The organism is Paraglaciecola sp. (assembly GCF_039943935.1).
Lineage (GTDB): Bacteria > Pseudomonadota > Gammaproteobacteria > Enterobacterales > Alteromonadaceae > Paraglaciecola.
This window is the reverse complement of record NZ_JBDUZQ010000010.1, coordinates 237224-262284: the sequence shown is the minus strand read 5'-3', so window position 1 is coordinate 262284 and position 25061 is coordinate 237224. Positions and strand designations below refer to the sequence as shown.

Genomic DNA, 25061 nt, shown 5'->3' with positions numbered 1-25061 from the left:
GTAGAGCTTATCAACCCAATCGCGATGGACGAAGGTTTACGCTTCGCAATCCGTGAAGGTGGCCGTACTGTAGGTGCTGGTGTTGTTGCTAAAATCCTTGACTAATATTTAGTTATTGATTGAAAGAAGGTCACTTAGGTGACCTTTTTTATTGCCTTGAAAACAACCAGTTTATGGTAAGGCGTTAAGTAGATACTGAAGTAGCGCTGTAATACTAGTGCAGGATATGGCGTAAGAGCGCCGCATCCTGTAAACATTTAGCCCTTAGCGTTGGCTATCTACTTTATATAGAACCTAAGGTATTCAAATAACCAAGAATATATTTTTATTCGTTTCTAATAACGCGCAAAATTTTCGCTTCATGGCTGATAACTTCAACCTGATAAGCCTTACCCTCATTACTCATATTTCGGCGTTTCCATAGGTCTCTAAATGTGGCTGAGCTCCATTTTAGACCTAAGTCTTGTTGTATATTAAGGGAAATATTGGCCGTTAAGCTACCACGATTAAGCATGGCGACAGCCCAGCTACCATCACTCAATGGCTTAGCATAAATTTCCAGGTCGCCTTCATCTTTAACCTTTTTAGCTTGCTGCCCAAGTGCATCTTGGTTAAGTGCAATGACTTCTGTGTTGGTTAAAGTTTCAAGTGTGTAAGGGTCGACATTACGTAAATCTGAAGCGGTTAATAATGGAGATGCCAACATTGCCCACATAGAAAAGTGCGTCCTATATTCAATGTTTGAAGCTCCAGCTCCAACGAGTTCTTTGCTTTCGCCATTTAACCCAACCACTAGCATATCAAAATCGTTCCATTGACCAGGCTTTGTATAAGGTGTTAACTCAACTCCTCTGTCAATCATGTCCAAAACATCTTGATAATAGTCTTCGCGATTGCCCGGATAATCAAAATCATCTGAAATATCTTGGCCAATGCGCCAGTGATTGGCTCCTATATCACCTCCCCATTCCCAAATGTTTGCCCAGCCACAGTGGCATGCATGAAAAACAATTTCCTGCTCTTGCTCTATTAAAGCTTCGGACATTGTTAAAAATACTTCATGTAGAACGGGAGCTGGTTCTTTTGCATGGGAGCAGCATGCATCGTACTTTAGGTGGTCAATACCCCATGATGCAAACATGGCTGCATCTTCAGCTTCATGGCCTTCACTTCCTGTAAAACCAGCACAGGTGTCTTTTCCTGGGCCTGAGTAGATACCTAGCTTCATACCTTTCGAATGGGCATAATCAGCAATGTATTTGATACCTCGTGGAAATTTCACTGGGTCATATTCTAGCGGGTGATCTTTGCGACTGCCTTTATAACGTTGCCAACCATCATCTAAATTGACATAAATATAACCTGCATCTCGCATTCCATTCGCAACCATAGCGTCTATTGTCTCGATCAGTAACGTTTCGTTAATTTCGACACCAAAGTTATTCCAGCTGCTCCATCCCATTGGGGGCGTTTTAGCCAGATTGTTATTATGGTTTAGTTCCTTAAAGCTAGTTACTTTTTTTGGTGATGCGGTTTTTGTTGTGGAAAAAGCCGCTGTTTGCTTCAGTAGTAATAAAAAACTTAGCGTAATTAACGTAAAAGTTGCGCTATTTGAAATCATCTGGGCCTTCCAACTATTAGTTTTAAGCAGCCCGAGCCTCGTAGCATTATTAATAATACCTGACTATGGAGCTGTGCTCATATATAGGAACATATGTTTAACATTTGTACATTAACCTATACTACGAAACTAAAACTACAAACACAATGAAATTTATAATATTTCATTTTCCTTTTATTTATTTCTTTTTGTTTTTAAAAAAGGTGAAGACTCTATGAGACTTATGTAGTTTGAGTTTTATTGACTTGCTTTTACTTTGCTGGTTCTTCATGGTGCAGTAAATAAGTTTGCTTTTATTGTTAGGCTGCTAACTCGAATATTAATAAGGTGTATCAATACATATTCAAATCAAAGGTTATTGCTCTGGCTTTATTATTGATAGGTGTCCCAGGGTGTAGTGGCTGTGACACTGTATCTAAAGTTGTAAATGATGAAACATCAATTAGCGATACCCAAATGAGTATTGAGGGCCAATATGATGTGGATTTTTTTACGGAGCTACCTTTAGAAAACCACACAGTGACTTGCACTCTAGAAAATGGCACTACAACTACTTGTTATGAACTAACATTCGCTGCTAATACTGAAGGTAATACCGAGAGGGAGGGGATAATTGGCACTCATTTACCTAACGGTATAGCTACTTTGTAGCCTTAGATTATGTGGTGGGGAGGTCACTTATATCTTGCATTCGTCTTAGTTTCTTTAAATTGTTATAAAATGGCTCAACAGAGTTTGTTATCATTTAGAAAATAATAATGGAGGTGCGTTATGCAGTATTCGAAGTTAGGTAGTAGTGGTGTAGATGTTTCTAGAGTATGCCTTGGAAGCATGACCTGGGGTATCCAAAATACTCAACAGGATGCTAACGAACAAATCGAATATGCGCTTAACCAAGGTATAAATTTTATTGATACTGCTGAGCTTTATCCCGTGCCACCAGCAGCTGACAAGTATGGTGATACTGAGCGAATTATTGGAAATTGGGTGGCTGAAAATGTTTCACGCAGAAAAGAAATAATTTTAGCTAGCAAAATTGCAGGCCCAGGATTACCTTACATCCGCGAAGGACAAAAAATTACAGGTGAAAGTGTTATCGAAGCCGTTGATGCATCGTTAGAACGCTTAAAAACAGATTATATCGATCTTTTCCAATTACACTGGCCAAATAGAGTGTCACCTCACTTTGCAAAACATTGGCCGGGTCAGGTGACTTTTTCTAAAGCTGATGCAGCAGTAGAAACCCAAAAGATGTTGGAAATACTCCAAGCCTTAGATGATTGTATTAAAGCGGGAAAAATTCGTTTTTGTGGGTTATCTGATGATACCCCATGGGGAATTAACACTTATTTAAAACTAAGTGAGAAATACGCGCTACCCAGAATGGTCTCTATTCAAAATGAATTCAGTTTGTTGCATGCGAAAGATTGGCCGTACTTGATAGAAAACTGTATTCATGAAAACGTCGCATATTTGCCTTGGTCCCCGTTAGCTGGAGGGGCATTAAGCGGTAAATATTTAAATAATCAAAGACCACAAGGAAGTCGATGGACGTTAGAGCAAAGAAACGGAATATTTAGAGATACGACTGCAACACATGCCGCAACCACTCAATATATTGATATAGCAAAAGCTTATCAACTTACTCCTGCGCAATTAGCATTGGCTTGGTGTGACCAAGTTGACGGTGTAACATCCACTATTATTGGTGCCACGAATAAGCGGCAACTAGCTGAGAATATTCAAGCCTTTACTACCCCTTTAAGCACAGACGTACTTGAAGCAATCTCAGGAGTATTCAAAGAATACCCTGTTCCTTTCTAATTTTTATTACCTAAGAAGTCACTATGTTTTTAAAAAATATCTATATTATTAGTCTTACTGCAGTGTTGTGTTTTTTCTCTGTTTCATCTAACGCTACCGTGGTAGAAATTCGTACATCACTTGGTGACATTGAAGTTAATCTATTTGATGAGTCCACCCCAGAAACTGTCGAAAATTTCCTAACCTATGTGAATTCAGGTGCGTATGCCAATGTGGTCATTCACCGTTCTGTTGGTGGCTTCATTATTCAAAGTGGAGGATTTGAATATTCAAGCCCAGCTGTGGCTGGAGAAGTCCCTTTAGATGAAATAGAAACCGGACCAAGTGTCATTAATGAGCCAGTGTATTCTAACTTAAGAGCGACAATTGCTATGGCGAAAGTATCTGGCTTGGCTAATAGTGCCACCTCTCAGTGGTTCATTAACTTAGCAGACAATAGTAGTAATTTAGATACTCAAAATAGTGGCTTTACAGTGTTTGGACAAGTCTCTGATGCTGGCATGCAAACTGTTGATGCGATTGCTGCCACAAGCACTGTTAATTTAGGCGGAGCGTTTACTGATATCCCTATGCAAAACTTCACTTCGGCTGACTTTTCTAATGATGTCGTGATTGAAGAAGAAAATTTAGTGCTAATTTCTGATGTAGTTGTAACAGACTCTTCTGTTACAAGCGCTGCTAATTTAAACCCCGTTGTCAACACCTTGATTAACTCTGATACCAGTGGAGGTAACGTATCAAGCTCTGGTGGTGGGGCGTTCTTATGGCTGAGTTTAGTTGCCTTGCTTGGATTTGGGGCAAGATTACAAACCCGTAGAGATCAGGCGTAATTTGCTACTAATTGTTAAACTTCTGTGAGGATTTGGCTATTTTAATTGCCCATAATGAATGACTTTTACTTTTTGAGAAAAATGTATGTCTTCATTAAAAATGGTTAAACCTCCTGTTTACCTTTTTCTTTATTGGTCTGTCTTTGTAATATTTGGTATTTTGTTACTTTTTACAGGGTGTGGTGGCTCTGATGGGGCGTCTGTATCCAATCAAAGTGCAACACAAACAGAAGTACTTACTGGTGTGTTTATTGATTCTGCAGTTGAAGGGTTGCATTACTCAACCGATACTCAATCTGGCACGACGAATGAAAATGGGGAGTTCTCTTATATCCAAGGTGAAAATGTCACTTTTTCTATCGGTGACATTCAGTTTCCCCCCATTATTTCACAGCCTATTATTTCTCCTCTTGATGTATTTTCTGTTTCATTGGTCAATGACAAACGAGTCTCAAACATGGCACGCTTACTACAAACATTAGATCAAGACGGAATAACAGGAAATGGTATCACTATTGCTGATGAAGCGCATAATCAAGCAACAGGTGTTACTGTGGACTTTTCTTCTGGAGACTTTGTGATACAGATAGAAGAGCTTGTCGCTAATGCTGGGGCCGCTAATACGTCTTTGATAAACGAGCAAGCCGCCTTAGAACACCTGTCTTTATCTTTAAATAATTTGGCTATGACTAGAGCTTGCTCTTCTGATTCTATAAAGATTGGACATACAGGATTGTTTACAACTTTGGCTCATAATGTTTCTGGAAGAGCCACTATAATTGACGATTGTACTTTGGAGGTTACCCTGTTTAATTTTGATGGTATGGCTCCTAATGTAAGGTTTTATGCTGGTGTAAATGGCAATTTTTCTGGGGAGGATGCATTTGGGATTGGAGATCGAATTGATGGGCGAAGTTATACAAATGAAACGATATTGTTAGAGTTACCAGAAGGTAAGTTTGTGGATGACTTTGATAGTTTGAGTGTTTGGTGTGTTGAGTTTAACGCAGATTTTGGAAGCTTACGTTTAGAGGCGCCATAATTTATCTCTCTTTTTTTAATGGAAAATAAAAAAACCTTACAAACATAAATTTGTAAGGTTTTTATTTTAAAGACAATAATGCTTATTTTATTTCAATGAGTTCAACATCAAACAATAAAGTTGCGTCTGGTCCAATTGTTTGGCCACTACCACGTTGTCCGTATGCTAGTTCAGATGGGATCGTTAGTTCAAATTTATCACCCACATTCATCAACTGTAATGCTTCAACCCAACCTTGAATTACGCCTGTAACAGGAAATTCTGCAGGCGTCCCACGATCGTACGAACTATCGAATTGAGTGCCATCGATCAGAGTACCTTTATAATGTACGACTACTGTTTGCTCTGAAGTTGGCATTGGGCCATCACCAGATATGACTTCTTTATATTGCAAGCCACTTTCAGTAACGACTACACCCTCTTTTTTAGCATTGTCTTCAAGGTAAGCTAGGCCTGCAGCCTTGTTTTTAGCACTGTCAGCTTCTCTTGCTAGCAATTGCTTTTCTTGAGCTTGCTGTTGAATTGTAGTGATGGTTTGATTGATTTCTTCATCACTTAGGCGTGAAGTGGTACCAGAAGCCACATCATCTAAGGCTAAGGTTAATGCCGCTAGATCAAGAGTTAATCCGTCACGCTTAAATTGCCCCGCTAAATTAGTTCCTACAATGTAACTTAGCTTTTGTTCAATACTCGTTAAAGCAGGATCAGCTGCTGTAGACGCTGTATCTGCAGAGGTTTCTGTCACTACTTCAGTGCTGCTAGTTTTATCATTACCGCATGCAGCAAGAAATAAAGAAGATGCCGTCAAAAAGGCAAGTGATTTTAATTTCATGTAATTTTCCTAAAATTGGAGGAGGACAAATGTCACTTCGTGTATTGGTCTGATAAAAACAGATAAGATTAATCTTCAATGAGATACATAGGGTTAGACCTATCAGTATTCAAGGGCAAGATCAAAAAAGCCCCGCTAATAAATAATTAACGGGGCTTTTTAATAAAACTCAGACGTTTTATTTTTTAGCAGCGTTACGCTCTTTTACTTCAGCAATAACTTTTTCAGATACAGCATTTGGACAAGGGTTGTAGTGTGAGAACTCCATAGAGAACTGACCACGACCAGATGTCATAGTACGTAGACTTCCGATGTAACCGAACATTTCAGAAAGAGGAACGTCAGCTTTAACGCGTACACCAGTTGCACCAGCTTCTTGATCTTTGATCATGCCACGACGACGGTTTAAGTCACCAATTACGTCACCTACGTGATCGTCAGGCGTAAATACGTCAACTTTCATGATTGGCTCAATTAACTGAGGTCCTGCCTTAGGAATTGATTGACGGAACGCGCCTTTAGCTGCGATTTCAAACGCAACCGCTGATGAATCAACTGCGTGGAATCCACCGTCGTATAATTCAACTTCAACGTCTAGTACTGGGAAGCCAGCTAGAACACCTGTATCCATCATGCCTTTAAAGCCTTTCTCGATAGCAGGGAAGAATTCTTTAGGTACGTTACCGCCCACAACAACAGATTTGAAAGTAAAGCCTGTGTTAGCTTCACCAGGTTTGATGCGGTAGTCGATTTTACCAAACTGACCAGAACCACCTGATTGTTTCTTATGGGTATAAGAATCTTCAACTTCTTGTGTGATAGTTTCACGGTATGCAACCTGAGGTTGACCTACTTCTAGTTCAACACCGTAAGTACGTTTCAAGATATCTACTTTGATATCTAAGTGAAGCTCACCCATACCAGAAAGAATCGTTTCACCTGAGTCATCGTCAGTTTCAACGCGGAAAGTTGGATCTTCAGCAACCATTTTACCGATAGCAATACCCATTTTTTCAGTTGAACCTTTATCTTTAGGCTTAACAGAAATAGAGATTACTGGCTCTGGGAATACCATAGCTTCTAGTATGATTGGATCTTTAGGATCACATAAAGTGTGACCTGTTTGAACGTTACTCTTCATACCAACGATAGCGATGATGTCACCCGCTTGAGCGCTGCTTAATTCATTACGATCATCGGCTTGCATCTCACACATACGACCAATACGCTCAGTCTTACCTGTAGCAGCATTTAGTATGGTGTCGCCTTTCTTAAGTGTACCAGAGTATACACGTACGAATGTTAATGCCCCGAAACGGTCATCAGTAATTTTAAATGCTAATGCTTTGAATGTTTCATCTGCAGAAACTAGGGCGTAGTTGCCAGTAGGCTCGCCTTCTTCATCTGTAAGAGGTTGAGGGTCAACTTCAGTAGGTGAAGGTAAGTAATCAACAACGGCATCAAGAATAAGTTGTACACCTTTGTTTTTAAAGGCAGAACCACAGTATGTTGGGAAGAAGTCCATAGTACGCGTACCTTTACGGATACAACGTTTGATATCTTCTATAGAAGGTTCTTCACCTTCCATGTAAGCCATCATTAGGTCATCGTCTTGCTCAACAGCAGTTTCAATTAACTGTTCACGGTACTCTTCTACTTTATCAACCATGTCCGCAGGAACATCTTTGATTTCGTAGTTTTCTGGAAGGCCAGTGTCATCCCAAACGTATGCTTTACGGGTAAGAAGGTCAACAACACCCACAAACTCGTCTTCGATTCCGATTGGTAAAACCATAACTAGTGGGTTAGCAGCTAGTACGTCTTTAGTCTGTTGAACTACACGATAAAAATCAGCACCCATACGGTCTAACTTGTTTACGAAGATAATACGTGCAACTTCTGAGTCATTCGCATAACGCCAGTTAGTTTCTGATTGAGGCTCAACACCACCAGAACCACAGAATACACCTACACCGCCGTCTAGTACTTTAAGTGAACGATATACTTCAACTGTAAAGTCAACGTGCCCAGGAGTGTCGATAACGTTAAAACGGTGATCTTTCCAAAAACATGTTACAGCTGCTGATTGGATAGTAATACCGCGCTCGGCTTCTTGTTCCATGAAATCGGTAGTAGATTCACCGTCATGTACTTCACCAGTCTTATGGATTTGGCCTGTAAGTTTAAGGATTCTTTCTGTAGTGGTCGTTTTACCCGCGTCAACGTGGGCAAAAATACCAATATTTCTGTATTTAGATAAATCGGTCATTGGTTCAACTTCATTGTGAGTAAAAATTGCGCGGGATTATACAAGATATTTCAACTAGATGCCGATTTTTCTTTTGTATAAAAATCAAGAAATTAAAAATAATCTGTTTTTTTGAAAAATAAATTCAATTATTTAATTTCAGATATGGTCTTTAAGTTTGAAACACTTTGATGTCATAAAATTATGACTTTAGAAGTTTTCTTTAAGCAAGTTCAGCATATCTTCAACAGAAAGGTTTACTGCGGTTTCGTTATCTGATAACAGCTTGTCAGCAAGATCTCGTTTATGTTGATGTAACGCCACTATCTTTTCTTCAATGGTGTTTTGTGTGATTAACCTATAAATGGTGACGGGCCGTTTTTGCCCCATTCTATGGGCACGATCCGAAGCCTGCTCTTCTACCGCAGGGTTCCACCAAGGGTCCATATGAATCACATAATCCGCAGCGGTTAAGTTTAAGCCAAAGCCGCCTGCTTTTAGGCTAATTAAAAATACTTCACCGTCTCCACTTTGAAAGGCATTGACCCGTTTCTGGCGTTCTTTTTGTGGAGTTGCACCATCTAAATATTGATAACTAAATCCCTTGTTCTTTATATGCTGCCTAATTAGTTGTAAATACCCTACAAACTGGCTGAAAATTAACGCTTTGTGATTATTGAGCCTAAGCTCTTGTAGTAACTCGTCAAGAGCCGCAAGTTTAGCACTGGGTAAATTGGTTTCTGCCATTATGAGCTTGGGGTGACAGCATGCTTGGCGTAGCTTCATGAGTTCAGCAAGCATTTTTATCCGCTGATTGCCTGCCTGAGTTTGTTGACTGTCTTGGCTAATATTGTCGATAGCGTTAAGTCTTAAGGCTTCATAAAACGTCTGTTCTTTTTCACTCATTTTTACTTGAATATTAATTTCGGTACGGGGAGGTAACTCGGTTAATACTTGGCTTTTCATGCGCCGCAAAATGAAAGGCTGAATTAACGTTTTTAGTCCCTGACTAGCTTTTCTAGCGGCTAACTTATCTTCTTTGGCATTCTCTATTGGCAGCGAAAAGCGCTCGCCAAAACGTTTAACATTGCCAAGTAGCCCTGGGTTAATAAAGCGAAATAAACTCCACAACTCGGTTAAGTCGTTTTCAATTGGGGTGCCTGTGGTGATCATTTTAAAATCACCTTTTAGGGCAAAAGCGGCTTTACTGCGTTTAGTCAAAGGGTTTTTCAGTGCTTGGGCTTCATCGGCAATTATGCTGTGCCATTGTACGTGTTTAAGTATGTCGCTCTCTCTTTGCAATAGACCATAACTAATGATGACACAGTCAAAAGGAGCTAAGTTGCGTAATAACATTTCACGTTGGGAGGTACTGGTGGCATCTGAGAATAGTTTTACATTTAGGGTAGGCGCAAACTTTAAGGCTTCTAGTTGCCAGTTAAAACAGACAGATGTCGGGGCAATCACTAAACTTGGTCCTTGGCTCGCACGAGACAAAAGTACCGCTAACGCTTGCAGGGTTTTTCCTAGCCCCATATCATCGGCTAAGCAGGCGCCTGCGCCCCAATGGGCAAGGCGAGAAGCCCAATCATATCCCTCTAATTGATAATCTCGTAGCTTTGCGTGAAAGGTAGATGGAATTTTAGGTTGAATTTCATTAGCTTGGTGCATCTTTTGAGTTTGTTGCTCCCAGGCATGAATGGTTTTCATACGCATACCCGTTGTGGCTGCTTCTATATGCAAACTAGCCAATGGATGAAATTTACCCTGGTCTGTAACATGATTGATTTGCTCTAATTTATGGCGCAAGTCTTCAGAAAGAGCGAGTACCTGCTCGCTACCAAGTTTAATAAACCTTCCATTGCTGGTGCCTACTAATTCTAATAGTTTGCGTATTTCAATCACCTGTTCGTGATTGACTTGCAAATTACCGTTTATATCAAACCATTCGCTTTTCTTACTGAAAGACAGCTGTAAGTGAGCACTATCAAGTTTTTGAGTTAAGTTTATTTTTTTGCCTTTGGGCCAGCGTAATATTAAATCAAAGGTGTTTTTAGTTAAGGTGGTTTCAAGTTGTTCAAGTATGGCTAACGCTTGCTGTAAGTCATCTTCAATTAATATATTGTCAGACATCTTCAAAAAAGCAGGGCAAGCTTGATCTAGCTGGTCCAATAAAACTTCTTCTCGCAATAAGTCTCTTTGGGTGGCGACACGTTTTCCATTTATTTCAATTGTAAGGCTGGCGCTACCAATAGCTGGTTTGTATATGGGTCCTTGTTCTCCAAATGGCATGACGACACAGGTAAAGGTTAGGCCTTGTTGCGTTGGTTCAATGTTGACGATTAGATTAGGGTCGCATTCTTGATTATCTAGGCCTGTATCTAGTTCTGCTATATCAGATTGAATATTTAAAAAGGGGGCGATAGCAGATATACCGTCTAATGCTTTCTGTTTGGCACTAAGTGGAATTAATAATCCCGCTTCACCTATTATTTGGGCTACCTTAATGTGCTCTGGAGCAAAAACAGTGAGTTGATATGAGGTATTCGATAGTGATGTGAGGCTATACACACTTTGCTGTTCTTCAGCATCAATACCCACCGAAATATCGGCAATACTTAAACAAAGTTCATCACCTTGCTGGCTCACCAATAATTCTGGCTCTTTCTTATAAAGCTCAATAGCTTGGGTTACATTGCCTGCTTTGTATAAGTTTTTTATCCCCACAGCCGCCTCTAAAGCTGCAGCGCCTTGCAAAAAGTATTCTGCTTTAGAGTAATATCCCCAACTCTGGTATGCGCCAATCGCCATACAAATTCTTTTGTCGCTGTCGGTTAGGTAATCAAATTTTTCGGGCTCCTCTTTTAAGCGCTTTAATGGGACTACTCGACCTTTGCTCCAGCCTGATTTATTTAACTTTTGCTCTCGGGGTATGAGGCTGTTTTCATAGTCTGTTACCAATTCCCAAATTAAACGGGTAGATTTACTCGGTTGTAGCCCATCTGTTTCAGAATTAGTTTCTGCTGTTGGGCTAAGTGCAATAAGTTGATCTAAGGCTACATCCCATTGAGCTTTAACTTTTACCAAGTTAGCAATATCTAATAACTCTGATTTAAATCCTAAGGTTTGTTTACCCGGTCTAGTAAAGTTCTCAGCTAGTTGCTGACATAAGTTGCCAAATAGAGGGTAAGCCAATTGATTAAACTTACCTTGGTGCTTCAAGGCTAACTCCAATAAATGGGGAGCTTGGTCTTGGTTGCACCAAACATTTGCTAGTAAATAATTAAAATAATTGAGCTGGTGGCAGAAAAAATCTATGTTTTCATCAACACAATGATACTTAACGTTGATATTATATTTTTGAGCTATAGACAAACATCGAATTGGCCTAATTAAATTTGGTCCTAAGTTCGCAAAGTCACTATTAACTTTGCGATCGCTCTCTTCATTCTCTATTTGTTGTAATGCTATAGAGTAATAGTTTACGTCTTGTTGATTGCCTTGAATGATTAATGCGAGTTTATAGAAATATCCTAACACCCCACTCAAATATTGTTTTTTACGTTTAGTGAGCTTATTTTTCGCTAATAGGGCGTGCTCAAAGTAATCTATGGCTTGTTGGTTTTTACCGGTTAAAAAGTAGTAAGTACCATAGAGTTGTAAAGCGTAGCTACTGTTATCGTGTTTGCTTAATAAGTTTTCAAAATCGGCTAAGCGCATCTGATATAAATATTGCTCGGCAAGTAAATAGCGGCATTCTAAATTTTGGACTTGGTTAGCTGTATTAGAGTGAGCATTGCAGACGTGTTCTAAAAGTTGAGTCGGGTATGCACAGCTTCGTCCTTCTTTTTGAAATAAACGAAGTAAGCTAGCAAAAGCTTGGTACTGAATACTAGCTGGTAATTCTAAAAAGATTTTGAGGTCAAAAGGTAAAAATAGAGCCTCTAATAAAACACTGTTTTTATTATGATCTGTGATTTGAGGGTTTTTATTAAACTTTAATGCCTTTTCGACAAGTGATATTTTCCCTAAGAAATAAAAGTCGCGAATAACTCTCTGTTCATCTATATTCTTTCTTTGCAAGCTTAGGCTATTCAGCACAGGTATCACTTGCTCCGCAGCCATAATTATCTCTTCTAATTTTTGAAGAGGCGATAACTCAAATGTACAAGGTAATAATTTAACTTCAGTGGTTAAGGTATTGGCCAATAACCTGTTAACTCGAATACCATTTTGATGTGACTCCAAGAGATCTAGTTGTATTAGATGCTGCGTTTGCTTGTGGAATAAACGGAAATTGATTTTTGCTTTTGTTAAAAAGCCATTCATAATGAGTAGATCAATAACTTTTTCTAAAGTACTGATATCTATAGACTTGTAGATAACGGCAAGAATGATTAAAACATTTTGGTTTGTGCCATTAAGGTTCATAAAATCGCGATACAAGGCATCAATATCTTGATGGGTATGGAGATGAATTAATGAAGAAATACGCATTCTATTGCCATTTATCTTGATGGTTAGCAAAAAAAAGAGGCAGTATTTGCCCCTTGAAGATAAAGTATTGTTAATACTGAGTCATATAGATAATGAATTAAACAGCTAGCTATTCTGTTTAACTCATTGGCATGACACGGTTCCGTCCTAGATTTTTGGCTTTATATAGTTGCTTATCAGCCTGTTCTATTAGCGCTAAAGGGTTCATGCCCTTGCGTAGCTCACCAATACCAATTGAAGCAGAAATGTCACCAACAACTTGACCTGTACGTTTATCTTTGACTCTAATTTTTTCGATCGCTTTTCGCATAGACTCTGCAATACTTTTGGCTTTTGAAAAATTTGAGTTGGGTATGATTACAGCAAACTCTTCACCGCCAAACCTAAAAGCTTGCGCGCCATCTCGGCAGGTAGCTTGTAGTTTTTTAGCTGTAGCTTTTAAGATTAAGTCTCCCATAACATGGCCATAGGTGTCGTTTATTTTCTTGAAGTAATCAAGATCAATTATCAACAAAAATAAGTTTGGGTTAAGTGCTTGAGCAGCAATTTCTTCATCGAAAAAACGTCTGTTACAAAGCCCTGTTAGAGCATCATAAAGCGCATCTTGCTGGCTCTGCTCTAACTGTGCTCGTAGGGCGACAATTTCATTTTGTGCGTCATTCAGTGAAGCATTAAAACTGATGGTACTACGCCTTATATTCTGCGTATCTCGAACTAAATTGCGTACCAGGGCCATGGCTTCTTCTATGGATAAGCCTTCTTTTTCTACTTTGGCTAAGTCATCAATGCAAGAGTCCATGGTTTCTTTAAAGCTGGTGGTTTCTGTTCGTGTATCTTGCAGAGATTGTGATAGCTCAATTAGCATGGCTTCGACAGACTGCCTGAGTTCCCATGCTGATGTTTCTTCGTGTTCCGCTACAAAGTTTCTATATAATTCTTTGGTTTTAGTTTTAGTTAGAGCAAGTTTATTTTCTAAGGTGTTGTCAATGGCATCTTTTAGTTCAGGTACTTCATTAGACACATAGGTGTACCAAAGGGCATAGTTGGTAGGTACTGCTGAAACCTTGTGTTTCAACATAAGAGGAATTGTTTGTTTTAGAGTCTCGAAAGACTTTTCAAAACTTTTATCTGCCATTATTTTGCTCTCTTAATTGGGCATTTAGTGATTTAGTTTAACTGAGTTAAGCTTACTAGATTATATGAACAGACGATAAGGGTATATTTAAAATTGTGTTATTGAGTCAGCAAATTGCCGCGCTATTTTACTTTAACAACCCGTAATAATAGGTCCCCACACAGTCCACTTATAGCTCGAGTGAAATATGCTCAACGCTAACCTCGTCGTGGTTAGTGAATACGAAGTGATGTACTATTTATCAACTTTCTTGTTTATTTAAAACTGTTTAAAAAAAGGTATGTCATTTAGTTATGGTCAAATAGTCGCTATGTCTGGTGATATGTACAAAAACGTTGAAGAAATTGCCCTAGGTGATGTAGATGTATTAAATAGCTATTTCAAAAGGAACCGTAAGAGCTTAAAAGCATGTATCAACAAAGAAATTACGTCAATTAAAGAGGTGCGAGAATATAGCGGGTGTGATGATTTGGATTTTGCTAAAAAGAAACTTAGATATGTATCTTTAGATCACGATAATTTTTCTCATTTCGCATGGCATAATATTAAGGCGTATATCCACTTTCATAATCAAGCTTTGTGGTTTGCGCAATTAGCATATTTAAAATGTGATGAATCAAGTTGGAGAAACGTCGAAACTGATTGTGAAATCAAGCTAACCTTAGCTGAAATACATATTGATGGCGCTCCATATCGAGATCGTTTGAAATCTAAATATCATCAGTTTCCCAAATTATTTCCAAGAACGAAATTAACTGAGTGATATCTTCGTAGATTGACAATAGAGGATATTATTCACCTTGCTTTGTTTGCCAATGCATTCACTGACTCAGAGGATTATGCATGAAGTCGATTTTGTACCTATGGATTTTACTGGCAGGGGCATGCGCTACGCCTTTTAGTTTTGCACAACAATATGAAAATGAATCACTTGAAGCACTGCCGTCACATTGGTCACAAATGCGCATTAAAGAACCTGTATTTGAGGGGCTTGTGCATGTTGTAGAAGCAGGTTTAAGCCATAAAGATACGATCATCTTAGTACACGGTTTAGGTTACAGTGGGCTACGAGATTGGATAGATGTTATCCCTCATTTAGAAAAAAACTACCATGTGGTTGCGTTAGATTTACCAGGTTTTGGAGAGTCGGACTCAACATCTTTACAGCTTGCTCCGCAAAAATATGCTGAATTGCTTCAATGGCTAATTCCGCAGTTTTCAAAGGATAAAGTCACTTTGGTTGGTCATTCTATGGGAGGAGCAATCAGCTTACGGTTTGCTTCCGAGTTTCCAGATATGCTGGATAAACTCATAATGGTGGATACTGCGGGTATATTAAACCGTACGGTATTTGTAAGACATTTAACGGAATTGCCTGATAGGTACGAATGGTTGGCACAATACCAACAACAATTTAAATTTGTTGATTCTACTGTAAACAAAGTTAACCGTTTCTTAAATCGTATTAGTGGTGCGGTGTTAACCCAATTAGATAAATTACCAGACCCGACTTTAGTTTTAATGCACAATGAGTTTGCACAAAAATATATATATAAAGATAGGCCGACATTAAATGCAGCAATAGGTTTAATCAATGAAAATTTTTCTGACGCTATTCATCACTTTCGAATACCGACTCATATTATTTGGGGGAAGCTAGATAGGGTTGCCCCACCAAGAACTGGAGAGCTCTTGGCTTCTCAACTTTTTAATGCGGAGCTGCATGTCATAGAAGGTGCTGGCCATGTTCCGATGAAAGATAGACTTGAGGAGTTCTTAGTTCAGCTCGATTCTGCTTTGCAGCAAGAGCCAGTTCAAACCAATAAATTGAGTCTACTTGCATCTAGTGTTGACTCACCAACGGATTTAATTTGTACCAATACTAATAACCAAACTTTTAGTGGTAATTACAAACATATTGTCATTCGAGGTTGCCAATACATTACTTTAAATAACATTACGGCCGATAGCATTCATATTGAAAAATCAGATGTCACAATGACAAATGTCAATGTGGTATCTGACAATGTCGCAATGACAGTGAACCAGTCTTTTGTTTCGATAACGAATGCATTTCTAGAAGGTAACAACTCATTAAATGTTAACACCAGCACGGTCGACGCCGCTGGTGTCACATTTGTTGCTTCTAATGAAGCGATAGAGGTTATTGCTGACTCATTAATCTATTTGTCTGTTAGTAAAAGCATACAAGGTAATAACATGCTGTTTTTACATGGTATTTCCCAAGGCAACAAATTTGTTTTACGTTAACTGAAAGACGATCATGCTTAATGTTTCTGACTCTTGCTTTTGTGCTTTAGGGGCAATATTATCGTTGTCTGAAAACTATTAACGTGAAGTAAACTGTTATCGGTTTACTTTAATCATTAACTAAAAATCAAAGGGATCAAAAATGAAAAAGACCATAGCTATCGTTTTAAGTGCCACTTTATTGAGTTCATTTGCGGTCTTAGCACAACCTGCAAAAACAGCTAAACAAGCCGCTGGAGCGACAGAAGCACGACAAGCTATTTTTAAACTTGTTAAAAGTAATGTAGGAATTCTTGGTGCAATGAATAAAGGCGCAGTACCTTTTAACGCAGAAATTTTACAAACCAATTCAAAACGTTTAGAGCAATTATCTCTAATGGTTGAAGATTACTTTGCTTTAGATACCACTAAGTTTGACGTGAAAACAGAAGCGTTAGATGATATTTGGAAAAATAAAGCGGATTATAAAGAAAAAATTAAAGCGCTAACGGTCGCATCAATCAAATTAAATAAAGTGGCAGCGGCAGGTGATGAAAGTAAATATAAAGCTGCTATTGGCGGAATTTTTAAAACTTGTAAAGGTTGTCACGATAGTTACAAAGCTGACTAAGTAGTAGAATCTAAAAACCGCTTTTAAAAGCGGTTTTTTTTATGTCTATTAAGCCACATTAATAGTAATAATCTACTTCTACTACTGGTGGGTTGATGACTACTAACCAATATACGAAAATAGCAACCAACACCACAATGATGACAGCAAGTAAAAGTCGAGAACTTGAAATTGCCTCGGAAGGCTTTACTACTTTTTTACCTGTAAACATTGGGCTGATAAGGTCATGCTTTAATGCAAATTGATAATAAAAGATAGCCAACAAATGAACTGCAATTAGCCCTAGAAGCACATCAAAAATATTGTTGTGTAACCACATCATGTAACTTTTTAGCGTCTCGCTTGCACTGGCATAATAGGGCCCTTCGTTAATAATGTCGTCAGTGATAAATAATCCACTGACTGCTTGTAAACCCACTAAAAGCAATACAGCTGGTAACATCAAACCGCCCACTGAATTGTGCCCTACTGTAGTCACGTGCTCTTTTGTTGTCAGGCTCTTTAGGTATGCAAAAATTGACTTTGGGCCAGCTATAAAGCTAGTAAACCTTGAGTAGGTGGTACCAACAACTCCCCAAATCAGCCGAAATATTATTAGTCCTAATGTGAAGTAGCCTATGTAAAAATGGATGTCAGTGGCATCTTCCAATATTTCAACAGTTAGCCATTGAGCAAAAATACATATCACTAGTAACCAGTGGAACAAGCGAACCGGTAAATCCCATACAAGTGCCTTACTCATTGTTTTGCCTAACTCCTAGATAGCTTTAAATACTGGGTTTAATTATTCAATTTGGTAGAATCGGCAACTGGTAAGTTGCAAAGATAAAAAATAGTAGTGCTAGAGCTGCAAAACTTGACGTTATTATACCTGTTTGCTTTGAATGTAATCAACCTGACAAACCTGTACTTACTAATAAACCCTAACGTGTTTCTAGTAATTATGCCTCTCCATTACATTATGATAACTAATGTATTTATCGCCATAGTTAGCCTGGGTAAAGTAAAATGGTTACCGTCATGTTGCAATTACTGTAATTCAAATGCTAGAAGTAGCTAAAGCAGATGAGCCTATAATCCAGTTAATTGATTTAATAGTAGTGACTAATATGGTGGTGGAAACTCTGCCTAAAAAGCACTGAAAAAGAAAGCTGCTCTACAACGGTTAGAATATAATCAGGTTCAATTTTTTATGCAAGAGACTAGGTTTTCGTTACTATTCAATTGCCTCTAGATAGAGGTTAACGAGCTATCTAATGACCACCACCACTAATAATTTGTACTTGGGCGATGTCTGTATCACCTTTTAATACTTTTAGAATCCCGTCTTGAGTTAGTGTGCGCATACCGTCTTTCATAGCTTGTGCTTTCATCTCGTGTACCGAGCCTTCTTTATAAACTAGGCTTCTGAGTTCACCTGTCATGGCAAGTAGTTCATGCACACCGGTTCTGCCTCGATATCCGGTATCTCCACACTCATCACAGCCTTTACCTCGATATAACATCAAAGGTTCAGCAAGATTTAACTCATCAAGGTACTCCTCTCCGTATTGGCGCTTAATGAAGGCTATATCAGTATCGCTTGCAGGATATTTTTCTTTGCAATTTGGGCAGATTGTTCTGATAAGTCTTTGAGCCAAGATACCCACACAGGCATCAGAAAAGTTAACGGGATCTAATCCCAGGTCTAATAAACGGGAAATAGTTTCTGGGGCTGAGTTGGTATGTAACGTTGAGAAGACCAAGTGACCAGTAAGTGATGCTTCAATACCTGCATGTGCAGTTTCTTTATCCCGCATTTCACCTATAAGTATAACATCCGGATCTGCCCGTAAAAATGCTCTCAAAGCATTAGCAAAAGTAAACCCAATTTTTGCACTGACTTGTACTTGTTGTAAGCCTGGTTGAGTTATCTCTACCGGATCTTCCGCTGTCCATATTTTCCGTTCGGGTGTATTAATATGACCTAATACAGCATGCAGTGTAGTTGTTTTACCTGAACCGGTAGGCCCAACGACTAACATAATGCCGTGAGGCTTTTTAACTAACTCCAGGATCTTCTCATGATTTCTAGGAGATAAGTTTAGTTTACTCATTGGTAAGGCGCCGCCAGCGGCCAGAATCCTCATTACCACCCCTTCGCCAGCAACAGTAGGGATAGTGGCCACTCGGACCTCAATCAGTTGTCCTGACATCCGAAACGCTAATTTACCGTCTTGAGGGACACGCTTTTCAGCTATGTTCAAATTAGACATAATTTTAATACGTGCAATTACGGCACTATGGTGCGAAGCAGGAACTTGCGTCACGTCTCGACATACGCCATCAATTCGCATTCTGACTCGCGTGGGTGCATTTTTTTCTGGATCAACATGAATATCTGAGGCGTTTAAGCGTTTTGCATCGTGCAAAACTCGACTTACTAAACGTACTACTGCCGGAGCATCGTCAGACATTTCATCGGCCTGCTCATCAATTTCATCAGCAGTGGTACCAATTTCATCGAGAATTTCATCCATAGCACCAGGCCCAGCGCCTCCGCTGGATGCTTCGCCTAAATACTGAAGAATAAAATTGGGTAAACTAACTGATATTTCGTAGCTATCAATACCTAAGGCACTTTCTATCTCCATCAATAATGTCGCATTGTTCGGTTCAGCCATAAGGACAATAGGATTGTCATTAATGTCTGAGAGCACAGCCACAAAATTACGCTTTAAATAAGACAGATTGAGTTTACTATCGCTTTGATAAAGATGATATTTATCAGGTAGATAGGGTAAAAAAGGCACTTGATAATGCACAGATAAAGCATTGCCTAGACTTTCTTCAGGAATTCGATGTTCAGACATTAAGCGTTGTACTAGTTGCCTATTGTCGTGACTGCTGTCTAGCAGTTTCTTTAATTCTTTTGCAGGAATCAGGTTACGATGGACTAAATAATCAAAAGGTTGGCTAGTACCGCCTAATTCATAACGAAATTTCTTGCCCATGATTTCAGAAATAGCATTCGCTAACGCTAAATCATCAGAAGAAAAGCCCTCATCTTTTTTGTTAATGACTTGCATGACACCCATTAAAACCCCTGAATCAAGTATTGGGATGCAAATGATACTGTGAGTTTTAAACGTGGAGCCTTTATCAAACTTATCCGCAAACTTGAGTCGTTTATGAATCCTAGCAAGTTCATCTTTGTCGTAAGGATCATTGATAACCAGCGGCATTTGGCTTAATGCCACATATCCTGCAATAGACATTGGGCTGATTGGAACTTTAATTTCTCTCGTCTCTTTTCCTGTTTTATACCGAGCGACCAAATCTTGGTGCTGACGTCTACGCTGAAAAATACTCATCCTCTCAGCTTGAAAAAGATTCAACAAGAAGGGCTCTAGCTTATGATATGCATCCATTAGAGATGGATAAGTAGCAAGTAGCTGGTTTATTCTATCGAGATGATTTTGATTGACGTCAGGATTCATTATTTATTGTTAAACTACTGTTATTGCTCACTACTATAACTGACAGTGGGGTAACCGCAAATAGGTTTTATTGTACTGACTTCCTAGGCGCGTTTCACCTACTGTTATTTTTGCTCTTAAATAAGAATACAAAATAGAATGTGTTTTCCTGAATGACTGGGGTCTTGCAAAGTTTCAAATAACTATTTAAATGGACTGATAAGCTAAATAAAACATCTAAGGAGAGCAAGATCTGTAAATAGATTAGAAAAATGATGGAACAACATAACTTTAGTCATAGTTAGTTTGTCACTAGCTATCAACAAAAGGTTAGTGTGTACACTCAAACCTACTGCAATTAGAAAATATACATTTAATTCAAATTGTGGCTTGCAATAGGCTAAGGACTAAGTATAATTCGCGCCCACTTGTCCTAGAGACGGTGAAAGTTGGTAGTAACTAAAGTATAACTTTGTTTCAAAGCACGTTAGTTCATTATAGGCCAACAGAAAAAAACAGAGCCCCAATTGTGGGTTAATAGTTTACATGCATCCTCCTACCAAATATTAAATGGTGGTGTGGATGATTTTTTTTGTTCTTTCGATTGGAGCTTAATCGATGCCAAATCAAAGAATTCGTATTCGTTTGAAAGCGTTTGATCACAAGTTGATCGATCAGTCTACGGCTGAAATCGTTGAAACTGCGAAGCGTACAGGTGCTCAGGTTAGCGGTCCTATTCCACTACCTACACGTAAAGAGCGTTACACAGTACTTACTTCACCTCACGTAAATAAAGATGCACGTGATCAGTATGAAATTCGTACACATAAGCGTTTGGTGGATATCATTGAGCCTACTGATAAAACAGTAGATGCATTAATGAGATTGGACTTGGCTGCCGGTGTTGATGTTCAAATCAGCCTGGGCTAACAAGAGAGGTTTTTAACATGGCGATTGGAATAATCGGTCGTAAAGTAGGTATGACTCGCATCTTCACTGAAGATGGTGTGTCAATTCCTGTGACTGTTATTGAAGCCACTCCTAATCGTGTTACTCAGTTACGTACTGAAGAAACCGATGGGTATAAAGCGCTTCAAGTCACCGCTGGTGATAAAAAAGCTAACCGCGTTAATAAAGCAGCAGCAGGTCATTTTGCTAAAGCTGGCGTGGAAGCAGGCCGCGGTTTATGGGAATTCCGTTTAGACGGCAATGAAGGTGAGGGTATTGAAGTAGGCAGTGAAATTACTGTTGAAATCTTTAACGACACTAAATTAGTTGACGTTGTAGGAACTTCTAAAGGTAAAGGTTTTGCTGGTGCTATTAAGCGTCACAACTTTAGCCACCAACGTAACACACATGGTAACTCATTATCGCATCGTGCACCTGGTTCGATTGGTCAAAACCAATCACCTGGTAAAGTTTTCAAAGGTAAGAAAATGGCCGGTCAGATGGGTAACAAGCGTGCAACAGTGCAGTCTTTGGACGTAGTACGAGTTGACACTGAGAACAATCTTTTATTAGTAAAAGGTACGGTTCCTGGTGCAGCTGGTGGCGATGTCATTATCAAAGCTGCTGTCAAAGCGTAACGTCTGAGGAGTTAAGTGATGGAATTAGTATTGAAAGACGCGCAAAGCGCTCTTGAAGTATCCGAAGCAACCTTTGGACGTGATTTTAACGAAGCTCTAGTACATCAAGTAGTAGTAGCATTCGGTGCAGGAGCTCGTCAGGGTTCTAAAGCACAAAAAACACGCTCTGAAGTACGCGGTGGTGGTGCTAAACCTTGGCGTCAAAAAGGAACAGGTCGTGCCCGTGCTGGTACAATCCGTAGTCCTATCTGGCGTTCTGGTGGCGTAACATTTGCTGCTAAGCCGCAGGATCACAGCCAAAAGGTTAACAAAAAGATGTACCGTGGTGCGATACAAAGCATCCTTTCAGAGTTGGTACGTCAAGAACGTTTAATCGTGGTTGAAAAATTTGCAGTTGAAGCACCGAAAACTAAAGAATTGATTTCTAAGTTAGACGCGCTTGAACTTAAAGATGTACTTATTGTGACATCAGAAGTTGATGAGAACTTATTCTTGTCAGCACGCAACTTATATAAAGTTGACGTTCGTGATGTTCAGGGTATTGACCCAGTAAGTCTTATTGCATTCGAAAAAGTATTGATGACTGCTGATGCAGTTAAACAATTAGAGGAGTCGCTAGCATGATAAATGAAGAGCGTCTACTTAAGGTGTTATTAGCACCACATGTTTCTGAAAAAGCAACGCTATCTGCTGAAGTAAACAACACAGTTGTTTTGAAAGTAGTCAAAGATGCGAACAAAGAAGAAATCAAAGCTGCAGTTGAAAAATTGTTTGAAGTTGAAGTTGATTCTGTTCGTACCCTAAACGTTAAGGGTAAAACCAAGCGTCACGGTGCATCTTTCGGTAAGCGTAAAGACTGGAAAAAAGCCTACGTTGTGCTTAAAGAAGGTCAAGACATCGACTTTGCTGGCAGCGAAGGTTAAGAAGGGGATTAGATATGCCATTATTGAAAGCTAAGCCGACTTCTCCTGGTCGTCGTCACGTAGTTCAGGTAACCAACCCTGATCTACACAAAGGCGCTCCATATGCTCCTTTGCTTGAAAAGAACAGCAAATCGGGTGGCCGTAACAACAATGGTCGCATTACCGTGCGTCACATTGGTGGTGGTCACAAGCATCATTATCGTGTTATCGATTTTAAACGTAATAAAGATGGCATTCCAGCCAAAATTGAGCGTTTAGAATACGATCCAAACCGTTCTGCAAACATCTGCTTAGTTTTATATGCAGATGGTGAACGTCGTTATATTTTAGCGCCTAAAGGGGCTAAAGCTGGCGATGCTATCCAGTCTGGTTCTGATGCACCGATTAAATCAGGTAATACTTTACCAATGCGTAACATTCCAGTGGGTACTACGGTACATGCTATTGAAATGAAGCCTGGTAAAGGTGCTCAAATTGCTCGTTCTGCAGGTGCTTACGCACAGATACTAGCGCGTGCCGAAGGTTATGTAACTCTTCGTCTACGTTCTGGTGAAGTACGTAAAGTATTGGCAGATTGCCGTGCCACCATTGGTGAAATCGGTAATGCAGAACACATGCTACGTTCACTTGGTAAAGCCGGTGCGAACAGATGGCGCGGTATCCGCCCAACTGTACGTGGTGTTGCCATGAACCCAGTAGATCACCCACACGGTGGTGGTGAAGGTCGTACCTCTGGTGGCCGTCATCCAGTATCACCTTGGGGCGTACCTACTAAGGGTAAGAAAACACGTAGTAACAAGCGTACTGATAAATTAATCGTACGTCGTCGTAATAAGTAACAGCGAGGATTCACCATGCCACGTTCTCTCAAGAAGGGTCCATTTATAGACCTACACTTGCTGAAGAAGGTCGAGGCTGCAGTGGAGAAAGGCGAGAAAAAACCAATCAAAACTTGGTCTCGCCGCTCTATGATCATCCCAGATATGATTGGGTTGACCATTGCAGTCCATAACGGTCGCCAACACGTTCCTGTATTTGTCAGTGACGAAATGGTCGGCCACAAATTGGGCGAATTTGCTCCAACGCGTACTTACCGTGGCCATGTCGCGGATAAGAAAGCCAAGAGATAGGAAATAGATTATGGAAGCTTTTGCTAAACATCGTCATGCTCGTACCTCTGCTCAAAAGGCACGCTTGGTAGCAGATCAAATTCGTGGTTTACACGTTGAAAAAGCACTTGAAGTTCTGGCTTACAGCCCGAAAAAAGGTGCGGATCTAGTCAAAAAAGTACTAGAGTCAGCGATTGCGAACGCCGAACATAACGAAGGTGCAGATATTGACGAATTGACAGTATCTAAAATCTTTGTTGACGAAGGTCCAACTATGAAGCGTATCAAGACTCGAGCGAAAGGTCGTGCTGATCGTATTTTTAAGCGTAGCAGTCACATCACTGTTGTTGTGTCTGATAACTAGGAGAAGATAATGGGACAGAAGGTACATCCTACAGGTATACGCCTGGGTATCAGCAAACCATGGACATCTACCTGGTACGCTAATACTGCAGATTATGCAGATAACTTGTTTAATGATCATCAGGTTCGTCAGTTCCTGACTAAGGCACTTAAAAGTGCTTCACTTTCTAAAATCGTTATCGAACGTCCAGCGAAAAGCATTCGTGTGACTATTCACACTGCTCGTCCTGGTGTTGTTATCGGTAAGAAAGGTGAAGACGTTGAGAAGCTACGTAAGCATGTATCTAAGCTAGCCGGTGTGCCAGCTCAGATCAACATTGCTGAAGTACGCAAGCCTGAATTAGACGGTCAACTTGTTGCAGATAGCATCGCTAACCAATTAGAGCGTCGTGTAATGTTCCGTCGTGCTATGAAGCGAGCGGTACAGAATGCAATGCGAATTGGCGCTAAAGGTATCAAAGTTGAAGTAAGTGGTCGTTTAGGCGGCGCTGAAATTGCTCGTTCAGAGTGGTATCGTGAAGGACGTGTGCCATTGCATACATTCCGTGCAGATATTGACTATGCAACATCAGAAGCAGCAACTCAATACGGTATCATTGGCGTAAAAGTATGGATCTTCAAAGGTGAAGTATTAGGTGGCATGCCACTTACTCATGAGCAGCCTGCTGCCGCACCGAAGAAGAAGGGCCGTGCTCCTAAGCGTGAGGGATAA

Annotated in this window: 23 protein-coding genes; 16 read left to right on the top strand and 7 right to left on the bottom strand. The window is 39.7% G+C overall.

Annotated features, from left to right (window positions below):
• Positions 1-105: hypothetical protein (locus ABJD71_RS06955; RefSeq protein ID WP_348164379.1), on the top strand; the 105-nt coding region annotated here is incomplete at its 5' end.
• Between the two features lie 220 nt (positions 106-325).
• On the opposite strand, the gene ABJD71_RS06950 is transcribed toward ABJD71_RS06955, so the two are convergent.
• A complete protein-coding gene (locus ABJD71_RS06950; RefSeq protein ID WP_348166538.1) occupies positions 326-1621 on the bottom strand; it encodes a glycoside hydrolase family 27 protein in 1296 nt (431 codons plus the stop codon).
• Positions 1622-1996: 375 nt separating this feature from the next.
• Here ABJD71_RS06950 and ABJD71_RS06945 point away from each other — a divergent pair, with 375 nt between their 5' ends.
• From ABJD71_RS06945 to ABJD71_RS06930, 4 genes are all read left to right on the top strand, one after another.
• Positions 1997-2272, top strand: a complete 276-nt coding sequence (locus ABJD71_RS06945) for a hypothetical protein (RefSeq protein WP_348166535.1) — start codon at positions 1997-1999, stop codon at positions 2270-2272.
• A 120-nt stretch (positions 2273-2392) separates the two neighbouring features.
• A complete protein-coding gene (locus tag ABJD71_RS06940) occupies positions 2393-3445 on the top strand; it encodes an aldo/keto reductase (protein ID WP_348166532.1) in 1053 nt (350 codons plus the stop codon).
• Positions 3446-3468: 23 nt separating this feature from the next.
• Positions 3469-4275, top strand: a complete 807-nt coding sequence (locus ABJD71_RS06935; protein ID WP_348166530.1) for a peptidylprolyl isomerase — start codon at positions 3469-3471, stop codon at positions 4273-4275.
• Between the two features lie 85 nt (positions 4276-4360).
• Positions 4361-5317, top strand: a complete 957-nt coding sequence (locus ABJD71_RS06930; RefSeq protein ID WP_348166527.1) for a DM13 domain-containing protein — start codon at positions 4361-4363, stop codon at positions 5315-5317.
• An 82-nt stretch (positions 5318-5399) separates the two neighbouring features.
• Here the strand turns inward: ABJD71_RS06930 and ABJD71_RS06925 are convergent, their stop codons facing one another.
• The 4 genes from ABJD71_RS06925 to ABJD71_RS06910 all read right to left on the bottom strand — a co-directional run bounded on the left by ABJD71_RS06925 (position 5400) and on the right by ABJD71_RS06910 (position 14029).
• Complete coding sequence (locus ABJD71_RS06925; protein WP_348166524.1) at positions 5400-6149, bottom strand: FKBP-type peptidyl-prolyl cis-trans isomerase; 750 nt, start codon at positions 6147-6149, stop codon at positions 5400-5402.
• Between the two features lie 178 nt (positions 6150-6327).
• A complete protein-coding gene (gene fusA / locus ABJD71_RS06920) occupies positions 6328-8418 on the bottom strand; it encodes an elongation factor G (RefSeq protein WP_348166521.1) in 2091 nt (696 codons plus the stop codon).
• Positions 8419-8607: 189 nt separating this feature from the next.
• On the bottom strand, positions 8608-12894 hold the full coding sequence (locus tag ABJD71_RS06915; RefSeq protein ID WP_348166518.1) for a DEAD/DEAH box helicase: 4287 nt from the start codon (positions 12892-12894) through the stop codon (positions 8608-8610).
• A gap of 118 nt (positions 12895-13012) precedes the next feature.
• The gene (locus tag ABJD71_RS06910; RefSeq protein WP_348166515.1) at positions 13013-14029 is read right to left on the bottom strand and encodes a GGDEF domain-containing protein; all 1017 of its coding nucleotides are present in this window, start codon (positions 14027-14029) and stop codon (positions 13013-13015) included.
• Between the two features lie 280 nt (positions 14030-14309).
• On the opposite strand from ABJD71_RS06910, the gene ABJD71_RS06905 reads away from it, so the two are divergent.
• The 3 genes from ABJD71_RS06905 to ABJD71_RS06895 all read left to right on the top strand — a co-directional run bounded on the left by ABJD71_RS06905 (position 14310) and on the right by ABJD71_RS06895 (position 16910).
• Positions 14310-14792 (top strand): hypothetical protein, encoded by a 483-nt coding sequence (locus ABJD71_RS06905; protein ID WP_348166512.1) that lies wholly within the window; start codon positions 14310-14312, stop codon positions 14790-14792.
• Positions 14793-14872: 80 nt separating this feature from the next.
• Positions 14873-16300 carry an alpha/beta hydrolase gene (locus tag ABJD71_RS06900; RefSeq protein ID WP_348166509.1) on the top strand — a complete coding sequence of 476 codons (1428 nt, stop codon included), beginning with the start codon at positions 14873-14875 and terminating at the stop codon, positions 16298-16300.
• Between the two features lie 142 nt (positions 16301-16442).
• Positions 16443-16910: a cytochrome c gene (locus tag ABJD71_RS06895; protein ID WP_348166506.1), complete on the top strand. Its 468-nt coding sequence runs from the start codon at positions 16443-16445 to the stop codon at positions 16908-16910.
• Between the two features lie 58 nt (positions 16911-16968).
• Here ABJD71_RS06895 and ABJD71_RS06890 read toward each other — a convergent pair whose 3' ends face one another.
• Both ABJD71_RS06890 and ABJD71_RS06885 read right to left on the bottom strand, forming a co-directional pair.
• A complete protein-coding gene (locus tag ABJD71_RS06890) occupies positions 16969-17652 on the bottom strand; it encodes a cytochrome b/b6 domain-containing protein (protein ID WP_348166503.1) in 684 nt (227 codons plus the stop codon).
• Between the two features lie 511 nt (positions 17653-18163).
• Positions 18164-20389 (bottom strand): ATPase, T2SS/T4P/T4SS family, encoded by a 2226-nt coding sequence (locus ABJD71_RS06885; protein WP_348166500.1) that lies wholly within the window; start codon positions 20387-20389, stop codon positions 18164-18166.
• A gap of 597 nt (positions 20390-20986) precedes the next feature.
• Here ABJD71_RS06885 and rpsJ point away from each other — a divergent pair.
• The 8 genes from rpsJ to rpsC are packed head-to-tail and all read left to right on the top strand — an operon-like array spanning position 20987 to position 25061.
• The gene (gene rpsJ, locus ABJD71_RS06880; RefSeq protein WP_006012796.1) at positions 20987-21298 is read left to right on the top strand and encodes a 30S ribosomal protein S10; all 312 of its coding nucleotides are present in this window, start codon (positions 20987-20989) and stop codon (positions 21296-21298) included.
• A 17-nt stretch (positions 21299-21315) separates the two neighbouring features.
• Complete coding sequence (gene rplC, locus ABJD71_RS06875) at positions 21316-21954, top strand: 50S ribosomal protein L3 (protein WP_348110558.1); 639 nt, start codon at positions 21316-21318, stop codon at positions 21952-21954.
• Between the two features lie 18 nt (positions 21955-21972).
• Positions 21973-22578, top strand: coding sequence for a 50S ribosomal protein L4 (rplD, locus tag ABJD71_RS06870; protein ID WP_133471902.1), 606 nt, complete (start codon positions 21973-21975; stop codon positions 22576-22578).
• Positions 22575-22877 carry a 50S ribosomal protein L23 gene (gene rplW / locus ABJD71_RS06865; protein ID WP_133471901.1) on the top strand — a complete coding sequence of 101 codons (303 nt, stop codon included), beginning with the start codon at positions 22575-22577 and terminating at the stop codon, positions 22875-22877. Before rplD ends, rplW begins: the two co-directional genes overlap by 4 nt.
• A 14-nt stretch (positions 22878-22891) precedes the next feature.
• Complete coding sequence (rplB, locus tag ABJD71_RS06860; RefSeq protein WP_133471900.1) at positions 22892-23716, top strand: 50S ribosomal protein L2; 825 nt, start codon at positions 22892-22894, stop codon at positions 23714-23716.
• A gap of 15 nt (positions 23717-23731) precedes the next feature.
• A complete protein-coding gene (rpsS, locus tag ABJD71_RS06855; protein ID WP_014107406.1) occupies positions 23732-24007 on the top strand; it encodes a 30S ribosomal protein S19 in 276 nt (91 codons plus the stop codon).
• 10 nt (positions 24008-24017) lie between these two features.
• On the top strand, positions 24018-24350 hold the full coding sequence (gene rplV, locus ABJD71_RS06850) for a 50S ribosomal protein L22 (protein WP_133471899.1): 333 nt from the start codon (positions 24018-24020) through the stop codon (positions 24348-24350).
• A gap of 9 nt (positions 24351-24359) precedes the next feature.
• Positions 24360-25061 carry a 30S ribosomal protein S3 gene (rpsC, locus tag ABJD71_RS06845; protein WP_133471898.1) on the top strand — a complete coding sequence of 234 codons (702 nt, stop codon included), beginning with the start codon at positions 24360-24362 and terminating at the stop codon, positions 25059-25061.

Excerpts from the sequence above, each read along its gene's own strand:
- ABJD71_RS06905 (WP_348166512.1), top strand. The coding sequence starts at position 14,310 with ATGTCATTTAGTTATGGTCAAATAGTCGCTATGTCTGGTGATATGTAC.
- ABJD71_RS06890 (WP_348166503.1), bottom strand. The coding sequence starts at position 17,652 with ATGAGTAAGGCACTTGTATGGGATTTACCGGTTCGCTTGTTCCACTGG.
- rplV (WP_133471899.1), top strand. The coding sequence starts at position 24,018 with ATGGAAGCTTTTGCTAAACATCGTCATGCTCGTACCTCTGCTCAAAAG.
- ABJD71_RS06925 (WP_348166524.1), bottom strand. The coding sequence starts at position 6,149 with ATGAAATTAAAATCACTTGCCTTTTTGACGGCATCTTCTTTATTTCTT.
- ABJD71_RS06885 (WP_348166500.1), bottom strand. The coding sequence starts at position 20,389 with ATGAATCCTGACGTCAATCAAAATCATCTCGATAGAATAAACCAGCTA.
- ABJD71_RS06910 (WP_348166515.1), bottom strand. The coding sequence starts at position 14,029 with ATGGCAGATAAAAGTTTTGAAAAGTCTTTCGAGACTCTAAAACAAACA.
- ABJD71_RS06930 (WP_348166527.1), top strand. The coding sequence starts at position 4,361 with ATGTCTTCATTAAAAATGGTTAAACCTCCTGTTTACCTTTTTCTTTAT.
- ABJD71_RS06950 (WP_348166538.1), bottom strand. The coding sequence starts at position 1,621 with ATGATTTCAAATAGCGCAACTTTTACGTTAATTACGCTAAGTTTTTTA.
- ABJD71_RS06935 (WP_348166530.1), top strand. The coding sequence starts at position 3,469 with ATGTTTTTAAAAAATATCTATATTATTAGTCTTACTGCAGTGTTGTGT.
- ABJD71_RS06900 (WP_348166509.1), top strand. The coding sequence starts at position 14,873 with ATGAAGTCGATTTTGTACCTATGGATTTTACTGGCAGGGGCATGCGCT.
- rplW (WP_133471901.1), top strand. The coding sequence starts at position 22,575 with ATGATAAATGAAGAGCGTCTACTTAAGGTGTTATTAGCACCACATGTT.
- rpsC (WP_133471898.1), top strand. The coding sequence starts at position 24,360 with ATGGGACAGAAGGTACATCCTACAGGTATACGCCTGGGTATCAGCAAA.
- ABJD71_RS06895 (WP_348166506.1), top strand. The coding sequence starts at position 16,443 with ATGAAAAAGACCATAGCTATCGTTTTAAGTGCCACTTTATTGAGTTCA.
- ABJD71_RS06915 (WP_348166518.1), bottom strand. The coding sequence starts at position 12,894 with ATGCGTATTTCTTCATTAATTCATCTCCATACCCATCAAGATATTGAT.
- rplD (WP_133471902.1), top strand. The coding sequence starts at position 21,973 with ATGGAATTAGTATTGAAAGACGCGCAAAGCGCTCTTGAAGTATCCGAA.
- rpsJ (WP_006012796.1), top strand. The coding sequence starts at position 20,987 with ATGCCAAATCAAAGAATTCGTATTCGTTTGAAAGCGTTTGATCACAAG.
- ABJD71_RS06940 (WP_348166532.1), top strand. The coding sequence starts at position 2,393 with ATGCAGTATTCGAAGTTAGGTAGTAGTGGTGTAGATGTTTCTAGAGTA.
- rplC (WP_348110558.1), top strand. The coding sequence starts at position 21,316 with ATGGCGATTGGAATAATCGGTCGTAAAGTAGGTATGACTCGCATCTTC.
- fusA (WP_348166521.1), bottom strand. The coding sequence starts at position 8,418 with ATGACCGATTTATCTAAATACAGAAATATTGGTATTTTTGCCCACGTT.
- rplB (WP_133471900.1), top strand. The coding sequence starts at position 22,892 with ATGCCATTATTGAAAGCTAAGCCGACTTCTCCTGGTCGTCGTCACGTA.
- rpsS (WP_014107406.1), top strand. The coding sequence starts at position 23,732 with ATGCCACGTTCTCTCAAGAAGGGTCCATTTATAGACCTACACTTGCTG.